20 protein-coding genes are annotated in these 24,806 nt (G+C 59.1%); 12 read left to right on the forward strand and 8 right to left on the reverse strand.

The features are described from left to right. Window positions 1-18: 18 nt before the first annotated feature. Window positions 19-1,206 carry an osmoprotectant NAGGN system M42 family peptidase gene (locus FHL07_RS20525; protein ID WP_095003282.1) on the forward strand — a complete coding sequence of 396 codons (1,188 nt, stop codon included), beginning with the start codon at window positions 19-21 and terminating at the stop codon, window positions 1,204-1,206. A 52-nt stretch (window positions 1,207-1,258) separates the two neighbouring features. Here the strand turns inward: FHL07_RS20525 and cysG are convergent, their stop codons facing one another. From cysG to ftsK, 6 genes are read right to left on the reverse strand one after another with little or no spacing between them, the layout of a single operon-like run. After that, a complete protein-coding gene (gene cysG / locus FHL07_RS20530; protein WP_095003283.1) occupies window positions 1,259-2,653 on the reverse strand; it encodes a siroheme synthase CysG in 1,395 nt (464 codons plus the stop codon). Continuing rightward, on the reverse strand, window positions 2,654-3,934 hold the full coding sequence (serS, locus tag FHL07_RS20535; protein WP_138738860.1) for a serine--tRNA ligase: 1,281 nt from the start codon (window positions 3,932-3,934) through the stop codon (window positions 2,654-2,656). Between the two features lie 16 nt (window positions 3,935-3,950). Further along, on the reverse strand, window positions 3,951-4,325 hold the full coding sequence (gene crcB / locus FHL07_RS20540; protein ID WP_095003285.1) for a fluoride efflux transporter CrcB: 375 nt from the start codon (window positions 4,323-4,325) through the stop codon (window positions 3,951-3,953). Beyond that, complete coding sequence (locus FHL07_RS20545; protein ID WP_095003286.1) at window positions 4,322-5,647, reverse strand: replication-associated recombination protein A; 1,326 nt, start codon at window positions 5,645-5,647, stop codon at window positions 4,322-4,324. The genes crcB and FHL07_RS20545 overlap by 4 nt, the downstream gene beginning before the upstream one ends. A gap of 28 nt (window positions 5,648-5,675) precedes the next feature. Further along, the gene (lolA, locus tag FHL07_RS20550) at window positions 5,676-6,296 is read right to left on the reverse strand and encodes an outer membrane lipoprotein chaperone LolA (protein WP_138738861.1); all 621 of its coding nucleotides are present in this window, start codon (window positions 6,294-6,296) and stop codon (window positions 5,676-5,678) included. 38 nt (window positions 6,297-6,334) lie between these two features. Beyond that, window positions 6,335-8,737, reverse strand: coding sequence for a DNA translocase FtsK (gene ftsK / locus FHL07_RS20555; RefSeq protein ID WP_095003287.1), 2,403 nt, complete (start codon window positions 8,735-8,737; stop codon window positions 6,335-6,337). A 368-nt stretch (window positions 8,738-9,105) separates the two neighbouring features. Here ftsK and aat point away from each other — a divergent pair, with 368 nt between their 5' ends. The 6 genes from aat (at window position 9,106) to FHL07_RS20585 (ending at window position 16,270) form a co-directional block, all read left to right on the forward strand. Next, a complete protein-coding gene (aat, locus tag FHL07_RS20560) occupies window positions 9,106-9,783 on the forward strand; it encodes a leucyl/phenylalanyl-tRNA--protein transferase (protein ID WP_095003288.1) in 678 nt (225 codons plus the stop codon). Window positions 9,784-9,840: 57 nt separating this feature from the next. Further along, window positions 9,841-10,548, forward strand: coding sequence for an arginyltransferase (locus FHL07_RS20565; protein WP_095003289.1), 708 nt, complete (start codon window positions 9,841-9,843; stop codon window positions 10,546-10,548). 98 nt (window positions 10,549-10,646) lie between these two features. Next, entirely contained in the window at window positions 10,647-10,865 is a 219-nt protein-coding gene (infA, locus tag FHL07_RS20570) for a translation initiation factor IF-1 (RefSeq protein ID WP_002553999.1), read from the forward strand. 516 nt (window positions 10,866-11,381) lie between these two features. After that, window positions 11,382-11,621, forward strand: coding sequence for a hypothetical protein (locus FHL07_RS20575; RefSeq protein WP_095003290.1), 240 nt, complete (start codon window positions 11,382-11,384; stop codon window positions 11,619-11,621). Window positions 11,622-11,848: 227 nt separating this feature from the next. Next, window positions 11,849-14,563 (forward strand): magnesium-translocating P-type ATPase, encoded by a 2,715-nt coding sequence (gene mgtA, locus FHL07_RS20580; protein ID WP_138738862.1) that lies wholly within the window; start codon window positions 11,849-11,851, stop codon window positions 14,561-14,563. Between the two features lie 78 nt (window positions 14,564-14,641). Next, a complete protein-coding gene (locus tag FHL07_RS20585; protein WP_138738863.1) occupies window positions 14,642-16,270 on the forward strand; it encodes a Na/Pi cotransporter family protein in 1,629 nt (542 codons plus the stop codon). A 207-nt stretch (window positions 16,271-16,477) separates the two neighbouring features. On the opposite strand, the gene clpA is transcribed toward FHL07_RS20585, so the two are convergent. Beyond that, window positions 16,478-18,748, reverse strand: coding sequence for an ATP-dependent Clp protease ATP-binding subunit ClpA (gene clpA / locus FHL07_RS20590; RefSeq protein WP_095003293.1), 2,271 nt, complete (start codon window positions 18,746-18,748; stop codon window positions 16,478-16,480). A 29-nt stretch (window positions 18,749-18,777) separates the two neighbouring features. Continuing rightward, complete coding sequence (clpS, locus tag FHL07_RS20595; protein ID WP_016780211.1) at window positions 18,778-19,140, reverse strand: ATP-dependent Clp protease adapter ClpS; 363 nt, start codon at window positions 19,138-19,140, stop codon at window positions 18,778-18,780. 230 nt (window positions 19,141-19,370) lie between these two features. Between clpS and FHL07_RS20600 the strand changes: the two genes are divergently transcribed. From FHL07_RS20600 to hflD, 5 genes are all read left to right on the forward strand, one after another. Then, window positions 19,371-19,649, forward strand: coding sequence for a cold shock domain-containing protein (locus tag FHL07_RS20600; RefSeq protein WP_095019122.1), 279 nt, complete (start codon window positions 19,371-19,373; stop codon window positions 19,647-19,649). A gap of 440 nt (window positions 19,650-20,089) precedes the next feature. Next, window positions 20,090-22,312: an NADP-dependent isocitrate dehydrogenase gene (locus tag FHL07_RS20605; protein ID WP_095003294.1), complete on the forward strand. Its 2,223-nt coding sequence runs from the start codon at window positions 20,090-20,092 to the stop codon at window positions 22,310-22,312. A gap of 194 nt (window positions 22,313-22,506) precedes the next feature. Then, a complete protein-coding gene (locus FHL07_RS20610) occupies window positions 22,507-22,953 on the forward strand; it encodes an NUDIX hydrolase (RefSeq protein ID WP_095003295.1) in 447 nt (148 codons plus the stop codon). 59 nt (window positions 22,954-23,012) lie between these two features. Next, the gene (gene mnmA / locus FHL07_RS20615; protein ID WP_095003296.1) at window positions 23,013-24,146 is read left to right on the forward strand and encodes a tRNA 2-thiouridine(34) synthase MnmA; all 1,134 of its coding nucleotides are present in this window, start codon (window positions 23,013-23,015) and stop codon (window positions 24,144-24,146) included. Continuing rightward, window positions 24,143-24,766 (forward strand): high frequency lysogenization protein HflD, encoded by a 624-nt coding sequence (gene hflD / locus FHL07_RS20620; RefSeq protein ID WP_095003297.1) that lies wholly within the window; start codon window positions 24,143-24,145, stop codon window positions 24,764-24,766. Before mnmA ends, hflD begins: the two co-directional genes overlap by 4 nt. Window positions 24,767-24,806 lie beyond the last annotated feature (40 nt).

Genomic DNA, 24,806 nt, shown 5'->3' on the forward strand with positions numbered 1-24,806 from the left:
CGGCCCTCAGGAGTTTTTATGAACCGCAGCCTCCCTGAACCCGACCTCGACTACCTGCAACGGGTATTGCTGGAAATGCTCGCCATTCCCAGCCCCACCGGTTTTACCGACACCATCGTGCGCTATGTCGCCGAACGCCTCGACGAATTGGGGATCCCTTTTGAACTGACCCGCCGCGGCACCTTGCGCGCCACCCTCAAGGGCCAGAAAAACAGCCCGGACCGCGCCGTGTCCGCGCATCTGGATACGATTGGCGCCAGCGTGCGGGCGATCAAGGACAACGGCCGGCTGGTGCTGGCACCTGTTGGTTGCTGGTCGAGCCGGTTTGCCGAAGGCAGCCGCGTCAGCCTGTTTACCGACAACGGCGTGATCCGTGGCAGTGTCCTGCCATTAATGGCTTCTGGCCATGCCTTCAATACCGGCGTGGATGAACTGCCGATCAGTTGGGACCATATCGAGTTGCGCCTGGATGCCTACTGCGCCACCCGCGCGGATTGCGATTCCCTGGGGGTCAATATTGGTGACTTCGTAGCGTTCGACCCACTGCCGGAATTTACCGAAAGTGGCCATATCAGTGCGCGGCATCTGGATGACAAGGCGGGTGTGGCGGCCCTGCTCGCCGCCCTGAAAGCCATTGTCGACAGTGGCGAACAGCCCCTTATCGACTGTCATCCGCTGTTTACCATCACCGAAGAAATCGGCAATGGTGCGGCAGCGGCCTTGCCGTGGGATGTGAGCGAGTTTGTCGGGATTGATATTGCTCCGGTGGCTCCGGGCCAACATTCCAGCGAGCATGCGGTCAGTGTGGCGATGCAGGATTCGGGCGGCCCCTATGACTATCACCTGTCGCGGCATTTGCTGGGGCTGGCCAGTGACAATGAGTTGCCGGTGCGCCGGGACATGTTCCGTTATTACTTCAGCGATGCTCATTCGGCCGTGACGGCGGGGCATGATATTCGCTGTGCGTTACTGGCGTTTGGCTGTGATGCCACCCACGGGTATGAGCGCACCCATATTGATAGCCTGGCGGCGTTGAGTCGTTTGCTGGGTGCCTACATCCTCAGCCCGCCGGTGTTTGCCAGCGATGCCCAGCCGGCGCAGGGCTCACTGGACCGCTTCAGCCATCAGATCGAACATGATGCGCAGATGGAAAGCGATACGCGAGTGCCGTCGGTAGAGAGTCTGGTGGGGGAAAATCGGAGCTGAAGCAAAGCCCTAACCCTCTCCCAGAGGGAGAGGGTTGGGGTGAGGGCAGACGTCAGACCTGAGCCTGAGCCCCTTCAAACCATGCCAGTTTCTCACGCAGCAAAACCACTTCGCCCACGATCACCAGCGTAGGCGCATGCACTTCATGCTCCGCCACCAATGTCGGCAAGTCGGCCAGGGTACCGGTAAACACGCGCTGGTTGGACGTAGTGCCCTGCTGAATCAACGCAGCCGGGGTATCAGCCGAACGACCATGCTTGATCAACTGCTCGCAGATGATCGGCAAGCCCACCAGGCCCATGTAGAACACCAGAGTTTGCGCCGGAGCAACCAGGTCGCTCCAGGGCAGGTTGCTGGTGCCGTCTTTCAGGTGGCCGGTAACAAAGCGCACAGACTGCGCGTAGTCGCGATGGGTCAACGGAATACCGGCATACGCCGCGCAACCACTGGCGGCGGTAATACCCGGCACCACCTGGAACGGAATCCCGTGGGCGGCCAGCTCTTCGATTTCTTCACCGCCACGGCCAAAGATGAACGGATCGCCACCTTTGAGCCGCACCACGCGCTTGCCCTGCTTGGCCAGATCGACCAGTTGCTGGTTGATCTGGTCTTGTGGCACCGCATGCTCAGCGCGACGCTTGCCCACATAAATACGTTCGGCATCGCGACGGCACAGTTCAAGAATCGCCGGGGCCACCAGACGGTCGTAGAGCACCACGTCTGCCTGTTGCATCAGGCGCAATGCACGGAAGGTCAGCAGATCGGGATCACCCGGCCCGGCACCCACCAGATACACCTCACCGGTGGTTTCGACGGCCTGACCTTCAATCTTGGCCAGCAGCAAGCGCTCGGCTTCAGCGCCCTGCCCGGCCAGCAAACGGTCGGCAATCGGGCCCTGGAACACATCTTCCCAAAACCCGCGACGCTGCTGCACATCCGGAAACAAGCCTTTGACCCGGCTACGGAAGCGCGCCGCAAGGCCCGCCAACTGGCCGTAGGTCGACGGAATCCAGGTTTCGATCTTGGCCCGGATCAACCGCGCCAGCACGGGCGCATCACCACCACTTGAAATGGCAATTACCAGCGGCGAACGGTCGACAATCGCCGGGAAGATCACGCTGCACAAGGCGGGCGCGTCGACCACGTTGACCGGTACGCAACGGCGATGGGCGTCGGCGGAAACCTGAGCGTTAAGTGGCTCATCGTCGGTGGCGGCGATGATCAGGACGCACCCTTCAAGGTCGGCCTCGGCATATCCGCGCAGCACCTGTTCGCCACCGCTGCTGTTTATCAACTCGCACAACTGTGGCTCCATGGCGGGTGCGACCACCCGCAGCACGGCACCGGCATCGGCCAGCAGGCGGGATTTGCGCAAGGCAATCTCCCCACCGCCAACCACCAGTACACGGCTGCCACGCAGGTTATGAAACAGCGGCAGAAACTCCATTTAGCCGATGACCTCAATACCGCCCATGTAAGGCTTGAGCACGTCCGGCACACGGATCGAACCGTCAGCCTGCTGGTAGTTTTCCAACACGGCTACCAGGGTGCGGCCTACCGCCAGACCGGAACCGTTAAGGGTGTGAACCAGTTCCGGCTTGCCGGTTTCCGGGTTACGGAAACGCGCCTGCATGCGACGGGCCTGGAAATCACCGCAGTTGGAGCACGACGAAATTTCGCGGTACTTGTCCTGGCTCGGGACCCACACTTCCAGATCGTAGGTTTTAACTGCGCTGAAACCCATGTCACCAGTGCACAGCGACAGGGTGCGGTAAGGCAGTTGCAGCAGTTGCAGAACCTTCTCGGCATTGCCGACCAGGCCTTCAAGGGCGTCCATCGAGGTGGACGGTTCAACGATCTGGACCATCTCGACCTTGTCGAACTGGTGCTGACGGATCATGCCGCGGGTATCGCGCCCCGATGCACCGGCCTCGCTGCGGAAGCACGGCGTGTGCGCCACCAGCTTGATCGGCAGGGCCTTGTGTTCAACGATTTCGCCGGCAACGATATTGGTCAGGGTGACCTCAGCGGTCGGGATCAGGTAGAAATCGGCTTCGCCTTCACGGCTGATCTTGAACAGCTCTTCTTCGAACTTTGGCAACTGGCCAGTGCCTTGCAGCGCCGGGGCCTGTACCAGATAAGGCGTGTAGGCCTCTTCGTAGCCATGCTCACCGGTGTGCAGGTTGATCATGAACTGTGCCAGAGCACGATGCAGACGGGCAATCGGGCCGCGCAGCAAGGCAAAACGGGCACCGGACAGTTTGGCGGCGGTTTCAAAGTCCAGCCAGCCGTGCTGCTCGCCCAGGGCGACATGGTCCTTGATCTCGAAATCAAAGGCAGTCGGGGTGCCCCAGCGACGGATTTCGACGTTGTCGTCTTCGTCAGCGCCTACTGGCACGGACGCATCCGGCAGGTTGGGCAGGCCCAGCAGGATCGCGTCCAGTTCAGTCTGGATGGCTTCCAGCTCAACCTTGCCATTGGCCAGGTCGCTGCCCATGGTTTCAACACTGGCCATTAGTGGCGCGATATCTTCACCGCGAGCCTTGGCCTGGCCAATGCTTTTGGAGATGGCATTGCGCTCGGCCTGCAGCTTCTCGGTCAGGGTCTGGACTTCTTTACGCTTGGCTTCCAGCGCGTCAATGCGCGCCACGTCCAGCTTGAAGCCACGGGATGCCAGGCGATCCGCTACGTCCTGCAGGTTGCTACGTAACAGTTTGGAATCAAGCATGTCGGTTTCTCGTTTATCAAAGTTTGGTCAAGGACAGGCCAGCCCAGGTTGCGAGCAGCCCGCCGAATACGCTGAGGGCCGCATAGCCCAATGCCAGTGGCACCTGCCCGCTTTCCAGCAGGCGCACCGTATCCAGTGAAAAGGATGAAAAAGTGGTCAAGCCACCCAGGAAACCGACCATCAGCCCGGCGCGGACTTCAATCGGTACTTCCGGGCGTATCAGAAAAAGTCCGTACAGGACGCCAATCAGCAGGCAGCCCACGATATTAACGGCCAATGTCGCGGTATAAAAGTGCCGCGGCCAATTGGCGTTGATCCAGTTACCCGTAGCGAAGCGCAACAATGTACCTGCAATGCCACCCACCGAGACCGCTGCAATCAATGGAATCACGGTTTTCTCCGCTGTTTGGGGCTGGCCCGGTCCAGTGCGGCGAGGTATTTCAACTTTTCGCCGATTTTGAGCTCAAGGCCCCGTGGCACCGGCTGATACAGGTTCAAGGGTTCAAGTTCGTCCGGGTAATAGTCTTCCCCGGCCGCGTACGCGTCAGGCTCGTCATGGGCATAGCGATACTCGTCGCCATAACCCAGTTGCTTCATCAGCTTGGTCGGCGCATTGCGTAAATGCAGCGGCACTTCCAGCGAGCCGTATTCTGCCGCGCTGCGCAGTGCGGCCTTGAAACCCATGTACACCGCGTTGCTTTTCGGTGCGCAGGCCAGGTAAGTGATGGCCTGGGCCACTGCCAGTTCGCCTTCCGGGCTGCCGAGCCGCTCTTGCACATCCCAGGCCGACAGGCACAGGCTCAGAGCTCGCGGGTCGGCGTTGCCGATATCCTCACTGGCCATGCGTACCACGCGCCGGGCGATGTAAAGCGGATCGCAGCCGCCGTCGATCATGCGTGCAAACCAGTACAGGGCACCGTCAGGATTCGAGCCGCGCACCGACTTGTGCAAGGCAGAGATCTGGTCATAAAAGGCTTCGCCGCCTTTGTCGAAACGACGCTGGGTATCACCCAGCAGGTTGTGCAGCAGCTCGGTGCCGATTTCGCTGTGGTCTTCGGCGAGGTCCGAAGCGTTTTCCAGCAGATTGAGCATGCGCCGGCCATCGCCGTCAGTCGCCCGCAGCAAAATCTGAAAGCTTTCTTCGCCAAGGGTCAGACCGCGCTTGCCCAGGCCCTTGTCTTCGGTCAGCGCACGCTGCACCAGCTTGCGTAGCGCCGCTTCGTCCAGGCTTTTGAGCACATAGACCCGCGCCCGCGAGAGCAAGGCGTTGTTCAGTTCGAACGAGGGGTTTTCCGTGGTGGCACCGATAAAGATCAGGGTGCCATCTTCGACGTAGGGCAAAAAGGCATCTTGCTGCGACTTGTTGAAGCGATGCACTTCGTCGACAAACAGGATGGTGCGGCGCCCATACTGGCCCGCCTGCTGCTTGGCGATTTCGACGGCCTGGCGAATCTCCTTGACCCCGGCCAGGACCGCCGAGACCGTTTCAAAGTGGGCATCCGAGACTTCCGCCAGCAGCCGCGCCAGGGTGGTCTTGCCCACGCCCGGCGGGCCCCAGAAGATCATGGAGTGCAGTGCACCCTGCTCCAGTGCTTCACGCAAGGGCTTGCCGCGGGCGAGCAGGTGCTGCTGACCGACGTATTCGTCCAGGTTGGCCGCCCGCAATCGGGCAGCCAGTGGCTGGGCTATCGGGGCACTTCGAAACAGATCCATGGGCAGCGTTTGAAACCTCTTCCAGGGCTTATTCCTGGATGACATCAGCCCCTTTCGGGATATCGAACTTGAACTTGGAAGCCGGGATCGGCTCGTTGACCTTGACCCCGGTGAACAGGATGTTGGTGCGCTGACCCACGCTGTCGATCAACTGCATGTCGTTGATCTTGCCGCCGCGAAACGACAGGCGCAGGGAGTCGAACAAGGTGTCCTTGGTCTTGGGCTTGAGGGTGAAGTCCATCACGTCACCGGCCTGCTTGGTGGTGATGTCAAAACTTTCGCTGATTTTTGATACATCACCGGACAGCAACAAGGCCGGGGTCTGGGTCAGGCGCTGATCGAGTTTCTTGATCGTAACCTGCTCCAGGTCCGGGTCCCACAGCGAGACTTTCTGGCCATCGGAGACCATCAGTTGCTCCTGGGGAGCATCGGTGTGCCAGTAGAACAGCCCAGGACGCTTTACCGACATTTCGCCGGCAGTTTCCTGCAACTGGGTGCCACTGCCGTCGAGGGTCAGCTGGGAAAAACGGGCCGTGATGGTATCAGAGCCCAACAGTTGGCCAAGACGCTTCACACTCTCGGCGTCGGCATGGGCCGACAGCGAGGAAAAGGCCAGTACCGGTAGCAACAGCATGCTGACAAAACGCATGGACATCCTCATTGATTAGTTAGAAGCCCTGGGGCTGATCAATCGCGCATCGGGGCCGGCGCCAGTACTTCGCGCGAGCCATTAGTGTTCATAGAGGTTACGACCCCGGCCATTTCCATGGATTCAATCATTCGCGCAGCGCGGTTGTAACCGATCTTCAATTTGCGTTGTACAGCAGAAATGGAGGCACGACGGCTTTCCAGTACAAACTGTACGGCTTCGTCATACAAGGCATCCGTTTCAGGGTCGTCCCCGCCTTCGCTGCCGCCGCCTTCAAAGCCGCTGCCCGCCTCTTCAACACCGTTGAGGATATCTTCGTTGTAGTCCGGAGCGCCGCGCAGCTTCCAGGCTTCAACCACGCGGTGAACTTCATCGTCGGACACAAACGCGCCATGAACCCGGATCGGCAAGCTGGTACCTGGCGGCATATAGAGCATGTCACCGTGACCCAGCAGTTGCTCGGCGCCACCCTGATCGATGATGGTACGCGAGTCGATCTTGCTCGATACCTGGAACGCCATGCGGGTCGGGATGTTGGCCTTGATCAGGCCGGTAATCACGTCCACCGACGGGCGCTGGGTCGCGAGGATCAAGTGGATGCCCGCAGCCCGAGCCTTCTGGGCAATACGGGCGATCAATTCTTCAACTTTCTTGCCGACGATCATCATCATGTCGGCAAATTCGTCGACCACTACCACGATGGTCGGCAACTTCACCAGCAGCGGCGCTTCGTCGTGAATGCTTTCGCGCTTGTACAGCGGATCGACAAGTGGCTCGCCGGCATCCTGGGCGTCCTTGACCTTCTGGTTGAAGCCGGCGAGGTTACGCACGCCCATTTTGGCCATCAGCTTATAGCGGCGCTCCATCTCGGCAACGCTCCAGCGCAAGGCGTTGGCGGCGTCCTTCATGTCCGTTACCACCGGGCACAGCAGGTGCGGGATGCCTTCGTAGATCGACAATTCAAGCATTTTCGGGTCGATCATGATCAGCTTGGCGTCTTCCGGGCCAGACTTGAACAGGATCGACAGGATCATGGCGTTAACGCCTACAGACTTACCAGAACCGGTAGTACCGGCTACCAGCAAGTGCGGCATTTTCGCCAGGTCGGTGATCACTGGCCGCCCACCAATGTCATGGCCCAGGGCCAGAGCTACCGGCGACTTGGCGTTATCGTACTCAGGGGTCGACAACACTTCGGAGAAGCGCACGATCTGGCGGTCTTCGTTGGGAATCTCGATACCGACGGTGGTTTTGCCAGGAATGACCTCAACCACCCGCACACTGGTCACGGCCAGCGAGCGCGCGAGGTCCTTGGCCAGGTTGGCAATGCGGCTGACCTTTACGCCAGCAGCAGGTTGAATTTCGTAACGGGTAATCACCGGGCCCGGGTGGATGGAATCCACCGTCACTTCGACGCCGAATTCCTTGAGCTTGATTTCCAGCAAGTGGCCAACGGCCGCCAGGGATTCGGGGGAATAATTGAGCTGTTTTTTCTCGGCCGGATCCAGAATCGAGATCGGCGGCAAGGTACCTTCAACCGCGCTGTCCACAAACAACGGCGCCTGTTTCTCTTTTTGCACGCGCTTGCTCGGCTCGGGCGCCTTGGGCGGTGCCGGGGCAATCACTGCCGGCACGTGTTTTTCACGCTCGGACATGTGCTTGCTCAACGCCTGCTCGCGCTCGATCAGGCGCTCTTTGGCCTTGGCCTGCTCACGCTTGTCGGAAACGCTTGGCGCGACCACTTCATTGACCCGGGCATCCACTTCGCGCAGCTTGGCCTGCAGTTGCTTGCGCTCGTTACGTTCGGCCCACCAACGGTTGGCCGCGCCCTGGATCAGCTCGAACAGGTCGAGGGTGATCTTGCCCGTCACGTCCATGACCTTGAACCATGACAGGTCGGTAAACACCGTCAGGCCAAACAGGAACAAGGCAATCAATAGCAGGGTACTGCCCTGGATATTCAGTGCATTCCTGGCCAGGTCGCCCAGGCTTTCGCCCAGCGCACCGCCCGCCCCCGCAGGCAGACCCGAGGCAGAGTGAAAATGGATATGGGCCAGCGCCGCACCGGAGAGCACCAGAAAAATCAGGCCGACCAGCCGCCACGAAAACAGCCAGCCGCTCCACTGCCAGGGCTGATGCCGCTCGCGGAAGATCTGGTAGGCCTTGACCGCCAGCAGCAGCGGGAAAATATAGGCAAAGTAACCCAGCACCATAAACAGGATGTCGGCACTGTAGGAGCCGGCTGGCCCGCCGAAGTTCTGTACATCGACAACCCGGCTGTTATGGCTCCAGCCGGGGTCATCCTTGCCATAGGTCAGCAGGGCCATCATCAGGAACAGGCACAGGGCGCCGATAGCGATCAATGCACCTTCCTTGAGCCGGTAGTGCAATTGCTGACGCCAGAGAGGAACTGCTTTGGGTGCTGCTGTGGATTTCTTCAAAACGGGTCTTTTCCTGCGCCTGTGGCGCGCCCAACTATTAATTGACTAATGTGACTGCAAAATACTGCTCATAGCGAGCAGACGACAAGTTCGGACTTGAAATGAGCCCTGCCCTTATTATTGCGTGCTGCAACGTGGAGCAGTTTAGATCAGCTCATACAGGCAGGCCATTGTACGGGTTTGAGCCGCTGATGCCATGCTGGCCATAACTCGCCGGGAAGCGCCAATTTGAGCATGTATTACCTTTTGTGACAAAGACTTATACCACCACCAAAACACAGCTTGTAATTAACTGGCAGATCGACTGAGACCGCACTTGCGTGACAGAGTTGCAGCCGCCCTCCCCTTCTTGTGCAAGACTCAATGCCATGCTGACCTGGTTAAAACGCGACACCCTGACATTTCCGCCACTGGCCAACGCCATGCGCGAACCCAATGGCCTGCTGGCCGCTGGCGGTGACCTGTCCGCCGACCGGCTGATCCAGGCCTATCGCCATGGCTGTTTTCCGTGGTTCAGCGAGGGCCAGCCAATCCTGTGGTGGTCGCCTGATCCGCGCACGGTGCTGTTTCCCGAAGAGCTGCATATCTCCCGCAGTTTGGGCAAACTGCTGCGCAAGCAACGCTACCAGGTGAGTTTTGACCGCGACTTCGCAGCCGTGATCCAGGCCTGTGCCGCTCCACGAGACTATGCGGATGGCACCTGGATTACCGACGACATGCAAAACGCCTATATCGAACTGCATGCCCGCGGCCATGCCCATTCGGTGGAAGTCTGGGACAACGGTGAGCTGGTGGGCGGATTGTATGGCCTGGCCATGGGCCAGTTGTTTTTTGGCGAGTCCATGTTCAGCCGTGCCGACAACGCCTCAAAGTTCGGCTTCGCCACGCTGGTCAGACAGCTGCAGGCCTGGGGGTTTGTGCTGATTGACTGCCAGATGCCCACAGATCACCTGCAAAGCCTGGGAGCGCGTTCAATCCCGCGCCAGATATTTGCTGAGTATTTGCAAAAACATCTGGATCTTCCCACAACTGCGCAGTGGGTTTAGTAGGCGACTTTTGCGCGCTGGCTTACACTTAATTTAAAGATTTTCCGAGGGTTCATCATGACCGAGTTGGCGCGCTTGAAGTTTTATGCCACTCAACCTCACGCATGCAGCTACTTGCCTGGCGAACAGGCCACCACGCTGTTCCTCGACCCCAGCCAGCCGATGGATGTGCAGGTTTATGCCGATTTGTCCGAGATGGGTTTCCGGCGCAGTGGCGACCATCTTTATCGCCCGCATTGCCTGAAGTGCGATGCCTGCACCCCGGCGCGCATCCCGGTTGCCCGCTTCCTGCCCAACCGCCAGCAAAAACGCATTTTCAAGCGCAATGCCGACTTGCAGGTAGAGGCGGTAAAACCGGCGTTCAGTGAAGAGAACTTTGATCTTTACCAGCGCTATATCGAGCAGCGCCATGCCGATGGCGATATGTACCCGCCCAGTCGCGATCAATTTTCGACCTTCCTGGTGCGCGACCTGGCGTTTTCCAGATTTTACGAATTCCGCCTTGATGGCCGTTTATTGGCGGTCGCCGTCACGGACGTGCTGCCCAATGGCCTGTCGGCGGTCTACACCTTCTACGATCCCGACGAAGAGCGGCGCAGCCTGGGGCGCTATGCAATCCTCTGGCAAATCGCCGAAGCGCGCCGCCTGGAGCTGGATGCGCTGTATCTGGGGTACTGGATCAAGAACTGCAAGAAGATGAATTACAAGACCGAATATCGGCCCATTGAGCTCTTAATCAATCAGAGATGGAGCTCTCTTGATTGAACCCTTGGCTTAACCCCCATTTTTCGGGCACAATGCACGCCGCTTTTGCCTGGCGCAGTTGCACCGGGCCATTCATTGGACACCGAGGGCTTTACTGCATGTCGAAAGAAGACAGCTTCGAAATGGAAGGCACTGTCGTCGACACCCTGCCCAACACCATGTTTCGTGTGGAGTTGGAAAATGGGCACGTCGTAACCGCGCATATCTCCGGCAAGATGCGCAAGAACTACATTCGTATTCTTACCGGTGACAAAGTGCGCGTCGAGCTGACGCCCTATGACTTGAGCAAAGGGCGCATCACTTACCGCGCTCGCTAAGCAAGTCAATACAAAACGCCCGGCTCTGCCGGGCGTTTTTGTTTGTCTGCGATTTGAGCCTGCCGTGGGAGCAAGCCTGCTCGCGAAGCAAACGACGCAATTTTTCGGGCAAACCGCAGTGATCCCTTCGCGAGCAGGCTCGCTCCCACAATCAGGGCTCAACATATAAAGTTTGAACTCCTGTAACTGTTTTGTCTTATTAGCTATATACCCAAACCTAACTTCCAAACTTCCTGAACCCTGGCTGTACCAGCCACACTTGCCGGGTTTAAACATTGACTTGCACCCGCGGCCTGAGTAGATTGCACAGGCCGGTCATTCAGGCCGCCTATAAACTTCACAAAAGAAGCCAATGGACACAGTATCTAGTCGCTGTCCGGTCACCGTCACTACGGCGATCCGGGCGCTAAATCCAGACATTGACAGGACTCGCCTGCACGGCGGGGTCAACTGCGCTAGAGCCTGACGCTCCATCGTAACGACCTCACCGGCGACAGTCCGGTCACGAGGTGTGTTATGACCTTTAAAACCCATGTACTACCCGGCGTTCAAGCCTTTGCCTCAAGCATGCGCGTGAAACTTTCACGCGAGCCCACCCTGGCCCGCTCGACCCGCTCACCCTTTTCCACATCCGTTGCCGACGCAAAACCTGCGCACCGCCAGGTGCATTGGCGCGTCAGCCCTGCCACAGGCCAACTGGAGCAGCGCTGGAGCATGGCCGACACCCAGGACCCGCAGAGTCGGTTCTTGCGCTGATTCATAATTAATTAAAACCCTGCCAACCCACTGGAGTTCCTTATGGAAGAAGCCAGTAGTCACCCGCTGCCCGCGTATTAATTACTTCGCAGCAGCGGGACTTTAAAGCGCACTTAACACTTCAATTAAACCGATTGCGAAGTTTGCGACTCGGCATACATTGGCACGCCTGTTAAAAGGCCATTCAATATATGCCCGGTCAAGAGTTGGCGACAGGAGTACTCATCATGAGCGCCGTAAAAAATACTAAAGTTCGGGACAAGAACAGCGCCAGCGACAGCAATAAACTGTCCATGCGTGCCGCTCGGGAAGCACAAAACGGCCTTTCAGCCACCCTGGCCAATGTACGCGCCACTACCGCAGGCCTGACCGAGCAGGAAGCCACTGAACGCCTGCAAAGCGATGGCTACAACGAAGTGGCTCACGACAAGCCGCCTCACGCACTGGTGCAGTTTCTGCTGGCCCTGCATAACCCTTTTATCTATGTGCTGCTGACCCTGGGTGTGATCAGCTTTGTCACTGACTACTGGCTGCCAGAACGCGATGGCGAAGAAGGCGACCTGACCAAAATCATCATCATTGGCCTGATGGTTGGCCTCAGCAGCCTGCTGCGGTTCTGGCAGGAGCACCGCTCGGCCAAGTCCGCCGAAGCCCTCAAGGCCATGGTCCGCACCACCGCGACCGTGGTGCGGCGCGACAACAGCGGTACCCGCACCTCGGTGCACGAAGTACCGATGCGCGAACTGGTGGCCGGCGATATCGTGCAGCTGTCGGCCGGCGATATGATCCCGGCGGATATTCGCCTGATCGAGTCCCGCGATCTGTTTATCAGCCAGGCCGTGCTCACCGGCGAAGCCTTGCCGGTGGAGAAGTACGACACCCTGGGCGATGTGACACAAAAGTCCGCCTCCAGCACCGCCGCCGACCAGAGCAACCTGCTGGATCTGCCCAATATCTGCTTTATGGGCACCAACGTGGTCAGTGGCACTGCTCGCGCCGTAGTCGTGGCCACCGGCCCGCGCACCTACTTTGGCTCGCTGGCCAAGGCCATCGTCGGCTCGCGCACGCAAACCGCGTTCGATCGCGGAGTCAACAGCGTCAGCTGGCTGTTGATCCGCTTTATGCTGGTTATGGTGCCCATTGTGTTTTTCCTCAATGGTTTCTCCAAGGGCGACTGGGGCGATGCCTTCCTGTTTGCCCTGGCAGTGGCCGTGGGCCTGACCCCGGAAATGCTGCCAATGATTGTCAGCGCCAACCTGGCCAAGGGCGCAACCGCCATGGCCAAACGCAAGGTGGTGGTCAAACGCCTCAATGCCATCCAGAACCTGGGCTCGATGGACGTGCTGTGTACCGACAAGACCGGCACCCTGACCCAGGATCACATCATCCTCGAGCATCACATCGACGCCAGTGGCCAGCGCGATGAGTCGGTACTGGCCCTGGCCTGGCTCAACAGCCATCACCAAAGCGGCATCCGCAACCTGATGGATCAGGCCGTGGTGCAGTTTGCCCTGCAGGACCCAAAATTCAACGCGCCGCACAACTACAGCAAGGTCGATGAACTGCCCTTTGACTTCGTACGGCGGCGCCTGTCGATCATCGTCAAGGACAACCGTGGCGACCACCTGCTGGTGTGCAAGGGCGCAGTCGAAGAAATGCTCGGCATCGCCACCCATGTCATGGAAGGCGACACCCGCGTGGTTCTGGACCCCACACGCCGCGAGCAACTGCTGGCCCTGGCCAACGAGTACAACGAGGACGGCTTCCGCGTACTGCTGGTCGCCACCCGCGAAATCCCCAAGGCACAGGCGCACAAGCAGTACAACACCGCAGACGAGCGCGACCTGGTCATCCGCGGCATGCTCACCTTCCTCGATCCACCAAAGGAAACTGCCGGGCCGGCGATTGCAGCCCTGCAAGAAATCGGCGTAGCGATCAAGGTGCTGACCGGCGACAACGCTGTAGTCACCGGCAAAATCTGCCGGCAGGTGGGCCTGGAGCCAGGCACGCCACTGCTTGGGCCACAAATCGAAACAATGGACGACGCCGCACTGCAACTGGAGGTTGAGCAGCGCACGGTGTTTGCCAAGCTCACCCCGCTGCAAAAATCCCGGGTGCTGAAAGCGCTGCAAGCCAATGGCCATACCGTCGGTTTTCTCGGTGACGGTATCAATGACGCGCCAGCCCTGCGCGATGCCGACGTAGGCATTTCGGTAGACAGCGGCACGGATATCGCCAAGGAGTCGGCTGACATCATCCTCCTGGAAAAGAGCCTGATGGTGCTCGAAGAAGGCGTACTCAAGGGGCGCGAGACCTTCGGCAATATCATGAAGTACCTGAACATGACCGCCAGCTCCAACTTCGGCAACGTGTTCTCGGTATTGGTAGCCAGCGCCTTCATCCCTTTTCTGCCAATGCTGTCGATCCACCTGCTACTGCAAAACCTGATGTACGACATCTCCCAGCTGGCCTTGCCGTGGGACAAGATGGACAGGGAATACCTGCAAAAACCGCGCAAGTGGGACGCCAAGAACATCGGCCGCTTCATGATCTGGATCGGGCCAACGTCGTCGATCTTCGACATCACTACCTTCGCCCTGATGTGGTACGTGTTCTCGGCCAACAGCGTGGAAATGCAGACCCTGTTCCAGTCCGGCTGGTTTATTGAGGGACTGCTGTCACAAACCCTGGTGGTGCACATGCTGCGCACGCGCAAGATTCCGTTCTTCCAGAGCACTGCAGCATGGCCGGTGATCATGATGACCCTCATCGTGATCGTGCTGGGTATCTACGTACCGTTCTCGCCCCTGGGCACCATGGTGGGCCTGGAACCACTGCCGCTGTCGTACTTCCCTTGGCTGGTGGCCACCCTGTTCAGCTATTGCTGTGTCGCGCAACTGATGAAAACGATCTACATCCGCCGTTTCAAGCAGTGGTACTGAGTTGAAACAACGCGGGCCGGCGCCACACCGCGCCAGCCCGCGCGCAAAAAATGAATGCGTGTTCTGTGGAGATTCCTCATGTCGGGAACCACTCTGTTACTCAACCTCGCGGGCGCCATCGCACTTTTGCTGTGGGGCACCCATATGATTTCCACGGCCCTGCTGCGCGGGTTTGGCACCCAGCTGCGCAACTGGATGGGGCGCAATCTGAATAACCGCTGGATGGCACTGATGAGCGGCATCGGCATTACCGGCGTACTGCAAAGCAGTACGGCGGTCAGCCTCATGGCCACGTCCTTTACCGCAGCCGGCACCCTGGGCCTGGCGCCCGCCCTGGCCGTGATGCTGGGGGCCAATATCGGCTCGACCCTGGTGGTACAACTGCTGAGTTTTGATACCTCGCTGGCAATGCCGGTGATTTTGCTGACAGGTTATATCGTCTTTCGCCTGCGCGATGATTCGCGCCATGAAAGCGTGGGCTGCGCACTGATTGGCCTGGGTCTGATGTTGCTGGCCCTAGGCTTGCTCAGCGCCACTCTGGGGCATATGGAAGCCACCTCAGTGTTTCGCGCCATCATGCAAAGCCTGGAAGGCGATGTGATCATCGCGGTGGTCGCTGCCGTGCTGCTGACCTGGATCTGCCACTCCAGTGTCGCGGTGGTGCTGTTGATCGCCTCGCTGGCAGGTGCTGGCCTGATGACGCCCGCCACCGCCATCGCCTTGATGCTCGGCGCCAATATCGGCGGCGCCTTGCCCTCCGTGATGAGCGCCAGTTCGCCAGTGGCGCGACGTCTGCCTATGGGCAACTTGCTGGCGCGCCTGCTGGGCTCCCTGGCGCTGCTGCCCTGCCTGCCGCTGATGGCCAACTTGCTGGCTCGCAGCGATATCGACCTGGCACATTGGGTGGTTTACCTGCATACCGCGTTCAATCTGCTGCTGGCCGTGGTGTTCATCGGCCTGACCGAACCTTGCGCACGCCTGCTGACTTACCTGTTTCCCCAGCAGGAGCCACCGGCAGACCCCGGCATGCCGCAATACCTGGACGAGGCCGGGCTTGAAGTGGCCAATATCGGCCTGTCCAATGCCGTACGCGAAGCCCTGCGCCTGGCGGACATGACCTCGCTGATGCTCAACCAGGTGTTGCAGCTGTTCGAGAAACCCGATCCGGACACAGCGGACAAGGTGCGCCAACTGGATCACTCCATCGACCTGCTAAGTGCCGCGATCCGCGCCTATCTTGCAGACATTGGCCAGGATGGCCTGAGCGATGACGATGCCGATCGCGCCCAGGAAGTGCTGATGTTCGTGATCAACCTTGAGCACGCCGGCGACATCCTCGGCAACCTCGCGCAACTGGCTGTTCGCCGCACACGCCGTGGCGAACGCTTTTCCTCATTCGAACTGATCCAGATCCAGGCCATGCACCTGGCCCTGCTGGACAGCCTGAACCTGGCCATTACCGCGTTTTTGCGTGAGGACGTGAGCGCTGCCAAGGCACTGATCGGCCACAAGGAGACCGTGCGCAAGCTGGAAGCCAGCGCCAGCCGCGAGCACTTTCGCAAGCTGCAGAACGACAAGACGGCCTGGGCCGAATCCGGGGATATCTTCCAGCGGGTGCTGCGCGACTACCGACGCGTCCATCATCATATTGCCGCACTCGGCTATACGGTACTGGAGCGCAATACCGCGTCGGCCCAGGCCGCTTGATCGCAGACAGCAAAAAGGCGCCCAAGCACCAATGCAAACCAGTCATGGGCATTGTGGGAGCGGGCTTGCCCGCGATACAGACGACGCGGTTCAACTATCAAACCGCGCTGTTCCAATCGCGAGCAAGCCCGCTCCCACAGGGATTTTGCATCCCGCCCAACTGATCGTCACTGGCCCGAAGGCGCCTTTTATGACTAGGGTGTTACATCAAGCCATTTCGACTGCGGTTTCAAACTCGAAGGTCAACTCGCCGTTTTCCAGGTCGATGTGTACCACACCGCCATGATCGGCCAGTTCACCAAAGAGAATCTCCTCAGCCAACGGACGCTTGATCTTGTCCTGGATCAAACGGGCCATCGGCCGTGCCCCCATCAGCGCGTCATAACCACCCGCTGCAAGCCAGCCACGCGCCGCATCCGACACCTCGAGCTGCACGTGCTTGTCTTCCAGCTGCGCCTGCAGTTCGGTAAGGAACTTGTCCACCACATGCTTGATAACCTCATGGCTGAGGCGACCAAACTGGATAATGGTGTCCAGACGGTTACGGAACTCGGGGGTGAAGCTCTTCTTGATCGCTTCCATGGCATCGGAAGCATGATCCTGATGGGCAAAGCCCATCGAAGCCCGAGAGGCGGTTTCGGCACCGGCGTTGGTGGTCATGATGACGATCACGTTGCGGAAGTCCGCCTTGCGCCCGTTGTTGTCGGTCAGCGTGCCGTGGTCCATGACCTGCAGCAGCAGGTTGAAGACTTCAGGGTGCGCCTTCTCGATTTCATCGAGCAGCAGTACGCAGTGAGGTTGCTTGGTGATGGCCTCGGTCAGCAAACCGCCCTGATCGAAACCGACATAGCCCGGAGGTGCACCGATCAGACGCGATACGGTGTGGCGCTCCATGTACTCGGACATGTCGAAGCGAATCAGCTCGATACCCAAAGCTTTGGCCAACTGGCGTGCTGCCTCGGTTTTACCGACACCGGTGGGGCCTGCGAACAGGAACGAACCGACCGGTTTGTCCGGCGACTTGAGCCCCGCACGGGACAACTTGATTGCCGTGGACAACGAATCGATCGCCGCATCCTGGCCGAACACGGTCAGGCGCAGGTCGCGCTCAAGGTTGCGCAACAGCTCCTTGTCCGAGACCGAGACGTGTTTAGGCGGAATACGGGCGATTTTCGCCACGATATCTTCAACCTGCGCGACTTCAATGCGTTTAACCCGGCTTTCAACCGGTTGCAGACGCTGGAAGGCACCCGCCTCGTCGATCACGTCAATGGCCTTGTCGGGCATGTGCCGGTCATTGATATAGCGCGAGGCCAGCTCCGCCGCTGCGCGCAGGGCTTCATCGCTGTACTCGATGCCATGGTGCTGCTCGAAACGACCTTTAAGCCCGCGCAGAATGCTGATGGTATCTTCAACCGAAGGTTCGGATACGTCGACTTTCTGGAAACGGCGCGCCAGGGCACGGTCTTTTTCAAAGATCCCGCGAAATTCCTGGAACGTGGTAGAACCGATGCAGCGAATGTCACCCGAAGACAGCAGCGGCTTGAGCAGGTTGGAGGCATCCATCACCCCGCCCGAAGCCGCACCGGCACCGATGATCGTATGGATTTCGTCGATAAAGAGGATCGCTTGCGGGCGTTTCTTCAGCTCGCCCAGCAGCGCCTTGAAGCGCTTCTCGAAATCGCCACGGTACTTGGTACCTGCCAGCAAGGCGCCGAGATCCAGGGAGTAGACGATGCTGTTAGCCAGCAGGTCAGGCACCTGGTTATCGACGATGCGCTTGGCCAGACCCTCGGCAATCGCGGTTTTACCCACGCCTGCCTCACCCACCAGCAACGGGTTGTTTTTGCGCCGACGCGCCAGGATCTGGGCGACGCGCTCAACTTCCATTTCCCGACCTACCAGCGGATCGATCCGGCCCTGGCGGGCCAGTTCATTCAGGTTACTGGCATAAGCGTCCAGAGGATTGCTGGAAGACGACGATTCGCCGCCCTCTTCATCCTGCATCTCATGATCGCTGTCGCTGTGCTCGCCATGCCCGGGCACCTTGGAGATGCCGTGGGCAATAAAGTTGACCACATCGATGCGCGCCACGCTCTGTTGCTTGAGCAGGAATACGGCCTGGCTTTCCTGTTCGCTGAAGATGGCTACCAGCACATTGGCGCCGGTGACTTCACGCTTGCCGGAGCTCTGCACGTGGAACACGGCACGCTGCAAGACCCGCTGAAAACCCAGGGTTGGCTGCGTTTCGCGGTCTTCGTCGTGGACGGGGATCAGGGGAGTTGTGGAATCAATAAACTCTTGCAGGTCATGCTTGAGTTTTTCGAGGTTTGCGCCACAGGCGCGTAGAACGGTTGCGGCCGCCTCATTATCCAGAAGCGCTAAAAGGAGGTGCTCAACCGTCATGAATTCATGACGTTTGGAGCGGGCTTCCTTGAAGGCAAGATTGAGGGTGACTTCGAGCTCGCGATTTAACATGGCTTCACCTCATACCCAAGTGGTCGGCGTTAACCGTCCTTCTCGATTTCACAGAGTAGCGGATGCTGGCTTTCACGTGCGTACTGATTTACCTGCGCTGCCTTGGTCTCGGCAATGTCGCGGGTATAGATGCCGCACACAGCCCGTCCTTCTGTATGGACGGCCAGCATGACCTTGGTCGCCAATTCGCGATTCAAGTTAAAAAACACCTCAAGGATCTCTACAACGAAATCCATTGGCGTGTAGTCATCATTAAACAAAACCACCTTGTACATCGGCGGCGCCTGAAGCGCAGGCTTAGCCTCTTGCACAGCCAAGCCAGCGGAGTCTTCGTCATCAAAATCGGGGTGATCCTGATTAAATGTTAGTCGAGTCTGGCTGATTGCATGCATGGAAAGAAAGGTTCGTCGTTGGTTGTGCAACTACAGTGATGGAGGCAAAGGTGTCAAATTTCAACACCGCCGCCGCGTGACCTTGACTATCGGTAAAACGGTGTTACAACCATATAGTACCCACAGTGGGGAAAAATGGTCCGCGCAGTCAACCACTTTTACTGGTTTCTGTGCGAGTTGACTGGATGATACTCCAGTGATGGAGTTGTTTGCAGCAGAGGGATATGAGTATGCAAGGCAAGGTCAAGTGGTTCAACAACGCCAAAGGCTTCGGCTTCATTAATACGCAGGCCAAGGAAGGCATCGATGAACACGGAAACCCGATCGACTTTTTTGCGCATTTTTCGGCAATCCAGATGGACGGTTACAAGACGCTCAAGGCAGGCCAACCCGTGAGCTTCGAAATAATCCAGGGCCCCAAGGGCCTGCATGCTGTTGCAATCACCAACGCTCAAGTTCCAGCCAGCGTTTCAGCGACCGCGCAAGAGGTGACCAGCCTCCCGGTCTGACCCGCTGCCCAGGAAACCGGCCGATTCGATCATGCGAATCGGCCGGTTTTTTTATGCCCGTGCCATCACGAGGAAAAATTGAGGTTGCCGAAAAAACCCGTAATCACGGGGCAAACCGCGAAAAATCAGGGCATTTTGCCGCAGGGACTTAGACCAATGGATGATTCGTGTTAGGCCGCCCCCCTCGCAGCAACCTTGGTGACCTATGTATACTGCGCCGGTGACCATGGAGTCACCTGCAAACACATGCTGGAATGAGTCTTTCAGGCCTAGAAAGGCTGGGCCGTTACCCCGGCCCGACCGCTTGACGCTCTACTGATGCATTCACATCACCGCGAAGAACCTCGACTTTCGGCTCATTGTTCACTGTGAACGAAAGCGCCTACCCTGCGCATCTCGAGTATCTGAGCACGCTCAGCAAAGAAGAGAGTTAATCCGAAATGCCCAACCGTTCGAAGATCATCTATACCTTCACCGACGAAGCTCCGGCGCTCGCCACCTATTCACTGCTGCCTATCATCGAGGCGTTTACCGCCAGCGCCGATATCGCCGTTGAAACGCGCGACATCTCTCTGGCTGGCCGCATCCTCTCAAGCTTCCCCGAGCAATTGGGTGACAAGGCTGTAGCAGACCACCTCGCCGAACTGGGCGCCCTGGCCGTTACCCCTGAAGCCAACATCATCAAGCTGCCCAATATCAGCGCCTCGGTCCCGCAGTTGCAGGCCGCGATCAAAGAACTGCAAGCGCAGGGCTTCAACATCCCGGACTACCCGGAAACCGTCACCACTGACGCTGAAAAAGAAATCAAGGCGCGTTACAGCAAAGTGATGGGCAGTGCCGTAAACCCGGTACTGCGCGAAGGCAACTCCGACCGCCGCGCACCGCTGTCGGTCAAGAACTACGCGCGCAAGCACCCGCACAAAATGGGCGCCTGGGCTGCAGACTCCAAGTCCCACGTTGCTCACATGAGCGAAGGCGACTTCTACGGCAGCGAAAAAGCCGCCCTGATCGAAGCACCGGGCAGCGTTAAAATCGAACTGATCGCTCAAGACGGCACCACCACCGTCCTGAAAGAAAAAACCGCCGTCCAGGCCGGTGAGATCATCGATTGCTCGGTCATGAGCAAAAAAGCCCTGCGCGAGTTCGTAGCGGCCGAAATCGAAGACGCCAAAAAGCAGGGCGTACTGTTCTCGGTTCACCTGAAAGCCACCATGATGAAGGTTTCCGACCCGATCATGTTTGGTCAGATCGTGGCCGAGTTCTACAAGGATGCGCTGGAAAAACACGCTGACGTCCTCAAAGAAATCGGTTTCAACCTGAACAACGGTATCGGCGACCTGTACGCCCGCATCAAGGCGCTGCCAGCCGAGAAGCAGGCTGAAATCGAAGCCGACATCGAAGCCGTGTACGCCAACCGCCCTGCGCTGGCCATGGTCAACTCCGACAAAGGCATCACCAACCTGCACGTGCCGAGCGACGTAATCGTCGACGCCTCGATGCCGGCCATGATTCGTGATTCCGGCAAGATGTGGAACACCGAAGGCCAGCTGCAAGACACCAAGGCCGTGATCCCGGATCGCTGCTACGCCACCATCTACCAGGCCACCATCGAAGACTGCAAGAAACACGGCGCCTTCGATCCGACCACCATGGGCAGCGTGCCAAACGTTGGCCTGATGGCGCAAAAAGCCGAAGAGTACGGTTCCCACGACAAGACTTTCCAGATCAAGACCCCGGGCGTTGTGCGGGTAACTGACAGCAACGGCAACGTGCTGATGGAACAGAACGTCGAGGAAGGCGATATCTGGCGCATGTGCCAGGCCAAAGACGCGCCGATCCGCGACTGGGTCAAGCTGGCCGTCAACCGTGCCCGCGCCAGCAACACTCCGGCCGTGTTCTGGCTCGATCCAAAGCGTAGCCACGACGCCGAAATGATCAAAAAGGTTGAAACCTACCTGAAAGATCACGACACCAGCGGCCTGGACATTCGCATCATGGCGCCGGTAGAGGCCATGAAGTTCACCCTGGAGCGCACCCGCGCTGGCCTGGATACCATCTCGGTAACCGGCAACGTGCTGCGTGACTACCTGACCGACCTGTTCCCGATCATGGAACTGGGCACCAGCGCCAAAATGCTGTCGATCGTACCGCTGATGAATGGCGGCGGCCTGTTCGAAACCGGCGCCGGCGGCTCGGCCCCGAAGCACGTTCAACAGTTGCTGGAAGAAAACTTCCTGCGCTGGGACTCGCTGGGTGAGTTCCTGGCACTGGCGGCTTCCCTGGAGCACCTGGGCACAACCTACAACAACCCGAAAGCGTTGGTGTTGGCCAAGACCCTGGACCAGGCTACCGGTCAGTTCCTCGACAACAACAAATCGCCATCGCGCAAAGTCGGCAACATCGACAACCGCGGTAGCCACTTCTACCTGGCGCTGTACTGGGCACAAGCCCTGGCTGCCCAGACTGAAGACAAAGAGCTGCAAGCCCAATTTGCTCCAGTAGCAAAAGCCATGGCCGAGAACGAGGCAAAAATCGTTGCCGAACTCAACGCCGTGCAGGGCAAGCCGGTCGATATCGGTGGTTACTACCACGCCGATGCCGACAAGGTAAGCAAAGTAATGCGCCCTAGCGCCACACTGAACGCGATCATCGCTTCGGTGTAAGGGCAACAGGCAACACCACAGACCCCGGCCCACGACGCCGGGGTTTGTGTTTTTACGGCCTACACAAACCCGGTGGGAGCGGGCTTGCCCGCGATAGCATCACCGCGTAAAAAGCACAGACCGAAGCGCCTGCATCGCGAGCAAGCCCGCTCCCACAGGGGATATGCATCCACCTATAAACCGAGACCCACCCCATGGAATGGAAACCCCACATCACCGTCGCCACTGTCGTCGAAGACAATGGCCGCTTCCTGATGGTCGAAGAACTCAAGCGCGACCGCGCCGTGCTCAATCAACCGGCCGGTCATCTGGACCCCGACGAAAGCCTGATCGAGGCCGCCATCCGCGAAACCCTCGAAGAAACCGGCTATGACGTCGAACTGACCGGTGTGATCGGCATTTACCTCTACACCGCTCCCAGCAACGGCGTGACCTACCAGCGCATCTGCTTTGCCGGCAAGGCGCTCAAGCACCACCCCGACTACCAGCTGGACACCGGCATCATTGGCCCGCTGTGGCTGACTCGCGACGAACTGCTTGCACAGCGCGAACGCTGGCGCAGCGAGCTGACCCTGCAGTGCATCGATGATTATCTGGGCGGCAAACTGTTCGACCTGACGTTAATCCGCCCTTCGGTTTAGCCTTGAGCGCTCGGGCCTGCTAGAATCGCGTCCTTTTTCAAGACACTCATTGAATCCTTATGCGTGATCCAGCCCTAGTCGCCCCCGAAAAACAGCGCGTCATCGTCGGCATGTCCGGCGGTGTCGACTCTTCCGTTTCCGCCGTTCTGCTTATGGAGCAGGGCTACCAGGTGGAAGGCCTGTTCATGAAGAACTGGGAGGAAGACGACGGAACGGATTACTGCACCGCCATGGATGATCTGGCAGACGCCCAGGCCGTGTGCGACAAAATCGGCATCAAGCTGCACACCGCCAACTTTGCTGCCGAGTACTGGGACAACGTGTTCGAGCACTTCCTGGCCGAATACAAGGCCGGTCGCACGCCGAACCCGGACATCCTGTGCAACCGCGAAATCAAGTTCAAGGCTTTCCTGGACTACGCCCTGATGCTGGGCGCCGACCTGATTGCTACCGGCCACTATGTGCGCCGTCGCGACATTGACGGCCGTACCGAGCTGCTCAAGGGCCTGGACCCGAACAAAGACCAGAGCTACTTCCTGCACGCCGTCGGCGGCGAACAGATCGCCCGCACCCTGTTCCCGGTAGGCGAGCTGGAAAAACCGGAAGTGCGCCGCATTGCGGAAAAACACGATCTGGCCACCGCGAAGAAAAAAGACTCCACCGGGATCTGCTTTATCGGCGAACGCCGCTTCAGCGACTTCCTCAAGCAATACCTGCCGGCACAGCCGGGCGAGATCAAGACCACAGAAGGTGAAGTGATCGGCCGCCATCATGGCCTGATGTACCACACCATCGGTCAGCGCCAGGGCCTGGGCATTGGCGGCCTCAAGGACGCCAGCGACGAGCCGTGGTACGTGCTGGTCAAGGATCTGGAGCACAACGAGCTGATCGTCGGCCAGGGCAACGACCACCCGTGGCTGTTCTCCGGCGCCCTCCTCGCCTCCGAGATCTACTGGGTCAATCCGATCGACCTGAGCACCCCGCTGCGCCTGACGGCCAAGGTTCGCTATCGTCAGAGCGATCAGCCCTGCACCCTGGAAAAAACCGCCAACGGCTACCGCGCCACCTTCGACGACCCGCAACGCGCGGTCACCCCCGGCCAGTCCGTGGTGTTCTACGACGGCGAAGTCTGCCTGGGCGGCGGCGTGATCGAAGTGGCCGAGCCCTGGTCGAGCAAGGGCAAACGCCCATGAACGCCACTCAGGAGCAACTGGTAGCCCTCGGCGGCGTATTTCTGGCCGCGGTGCTAGTGGATAAAATTGCCAAGACCGGCCAGGTCAGCGAAGCCGACCTGAGCTGCATGCTCGGCAGCCTGCTGGTGCGTGACCCCAAGGACACCCTGGAAGTCTTTGGTGGCGACGACATCAACCTGCGCGAAGGCTATCGTGCCCTGATCGGTGCCCTTGAGCGCGATCCCAACACCCTGCAGCGCGAGCCCCTGCGTTACGCACTGTCGATGCTCGGCCTTGAGCGCCAACTGGCCAAGCGGGACGACATGCTGGAGCTGATCGGCAAGCGCCTGCCGCAGATCCAGTCCCAGGTCGAGCATTTCGGCCCGGCCCATGAAAACGTGGTGGCCGCCTGTGGCGCGTTGTACCAGGACACCCTGAGCACCCTGCGCCAGCGTATCCAGGTGCACGGCGACATGCGCAACCTGCAACAACCGAACAACGCGGCAAAAATTCGCGCCCTGCTGCTGGCCGGTATCCGCTGCGCAAGGCTGTGGCGCCAATTGGGCGGCCACCGCTGGCAGCTGGTCATCAGCCGACGCAAGCTGCTCAAAGAGCTTTACCCGATGCTGCGCGGCAACTGAAACACGCCGGCAGGCACAGAATTTAAAATCGATACGCGTA

The organism is Pseudomonas sp. FSL W7-0098, from assembly GCF_005930585.1.
In the GTDB taxonomy this organism is placed as follows: domain Bacteria; phylum Pseudomonadota; class Gammaproteobacteria; order Pseudomonadales; family Pseudomonadaceae; genus Aquipseudomonas; species Aquipseudomonas bubulae.

What these genes read in the sequence shown, in the direction of transcription:
- serS (WP_138738860.1), bottom strand. Translation starts at nt 3,934, where the DNA reads ATGCTTGATTCCAAACTGTTACGTAGCAACCTGCAGGACGTAGCGGAT.
- mnmA (WP_095003296.1), top strand. Translation starts at nt 23,013, where the DNA reads ATGCGTGATCCAGCCCTAGTCGCCCCCGAAAAACAGCGCGTCATCGTC.
- FHL07_RS20525 (WP_095003282.1), top strand. Translation starts at nt 19, where the DNA reads ATGAACCGCAGCCTCCCTGAACCCGACCTCGACTACCTGCAACGGGTA.
- FHL07_RS20605 (WP_095003294.1), top strand. Translation starts at nt 20,090, where the DNA reads ATGCCCAACCGTTCGAAGATCATCTATACCTTCACCGACGAAGCTCCG.
- FHL07_RS20610 (WP_095003295.1), top strand. Translation starts at nt 22,507, where the DNA reads ATGGAATGGAAACCCCACATCACCGTCGCCACTGTCGTCGAAGACAAT.
- cysG (WP_095003283.1), bottom strand. Translation starts at nt 2,653, where the DNA reads ATGGAGTTTCTGCCGCTGTTTCATAACCTGCGTGGCAGCCGTGTACTG.
- FHL07_RS20545 (WP_095003286.1), bottom strand. Translation starts at nt 5,647, where the DNA reads ATGGATCTGTTTCGAAGTGCCCCGATAGCCCAGCCACTGGCTGCCCGA.
- mgtA (WP_138738862.1), top strand. Translation starts at nt 11,849, where the DNA reads ATGAGCGCCGTAAAAAATACTAAAGTTCGGGACAAGAACAGCGCCAGC.
- clpA (WP_095003293.1), bottom strand. Translation starts at nt 18,748, where the DNA reads ATGTTAAATCGCGAGCTCGAAGTCACCCTCAATCTTGCCTTCAAGGAA.
- FHL07_RS20585 (WP_138738863.1), top strand. Translation starts at nt 14,642, where the DNA reads ATGTCGGGAACCACTCTGTTACTCAACCTCGCGGGCGCCATCGCACTT.
- FHL07_RS20565 (WP_095003289.1), top strand. Translation starts at nt 9,841, where the DNA reads ATGACCGAGTTGGCGCGCTTGAAGTTTTATGCCACTCAACCTCACGCA.
- clpS (WP_016780211.1), bottom strand. Translation starts at nt 19,140, where the DNA reads ATGCATGCAATCAGCCAGACTCGACTAACATTTAATCAGGATCACCCC.
- FHL07_RS20575 (WP_095003290.1), top strand. Translation starts at nt 11,382, where the DNA reads ATGACCTTTAAAACCCATGTACTACCCGGCGTTCAAGCCTTTGCCTCA.
- lolA (WP_138738861.1), bottom strand. Translation starts at nt 6,296, where the DNA reads ATGCGTTTTGTCAGCATGCTGTTGCTACCGGTACTGGCCTTTTCCTCG.
- hflD (WP_095003297.1), top strand. Translation starts at nt 24,143, where the DNA reads ATGAACGCCACTCAGGAGCAACTGGTAGCCCTCGGCGGCGTATTTCTG.
- FHL07_RS20600 (WP_095019122.1), top strand. Translation starts at nt 19,371, where the DNA reads ATGCAAGGCAAGGTCAAGTGGTTCAACAACGCCAAAGGCTTCGGCTTC.
- infA (WP_002553999.1), top strand. Translation starts at nt 10,647, where the DNA reads ATGTCGAAAGAAGACAGCTTCGAAATGGAAGGCACTGTCGTCGACACC.
- aat (WP_095003288.1), top strand. Translation starts at nt 9,106, where the DNA reads ATGCTGACCTGGTTAAAACGCGACACCCTGACATTTCCGCCACTGGCC.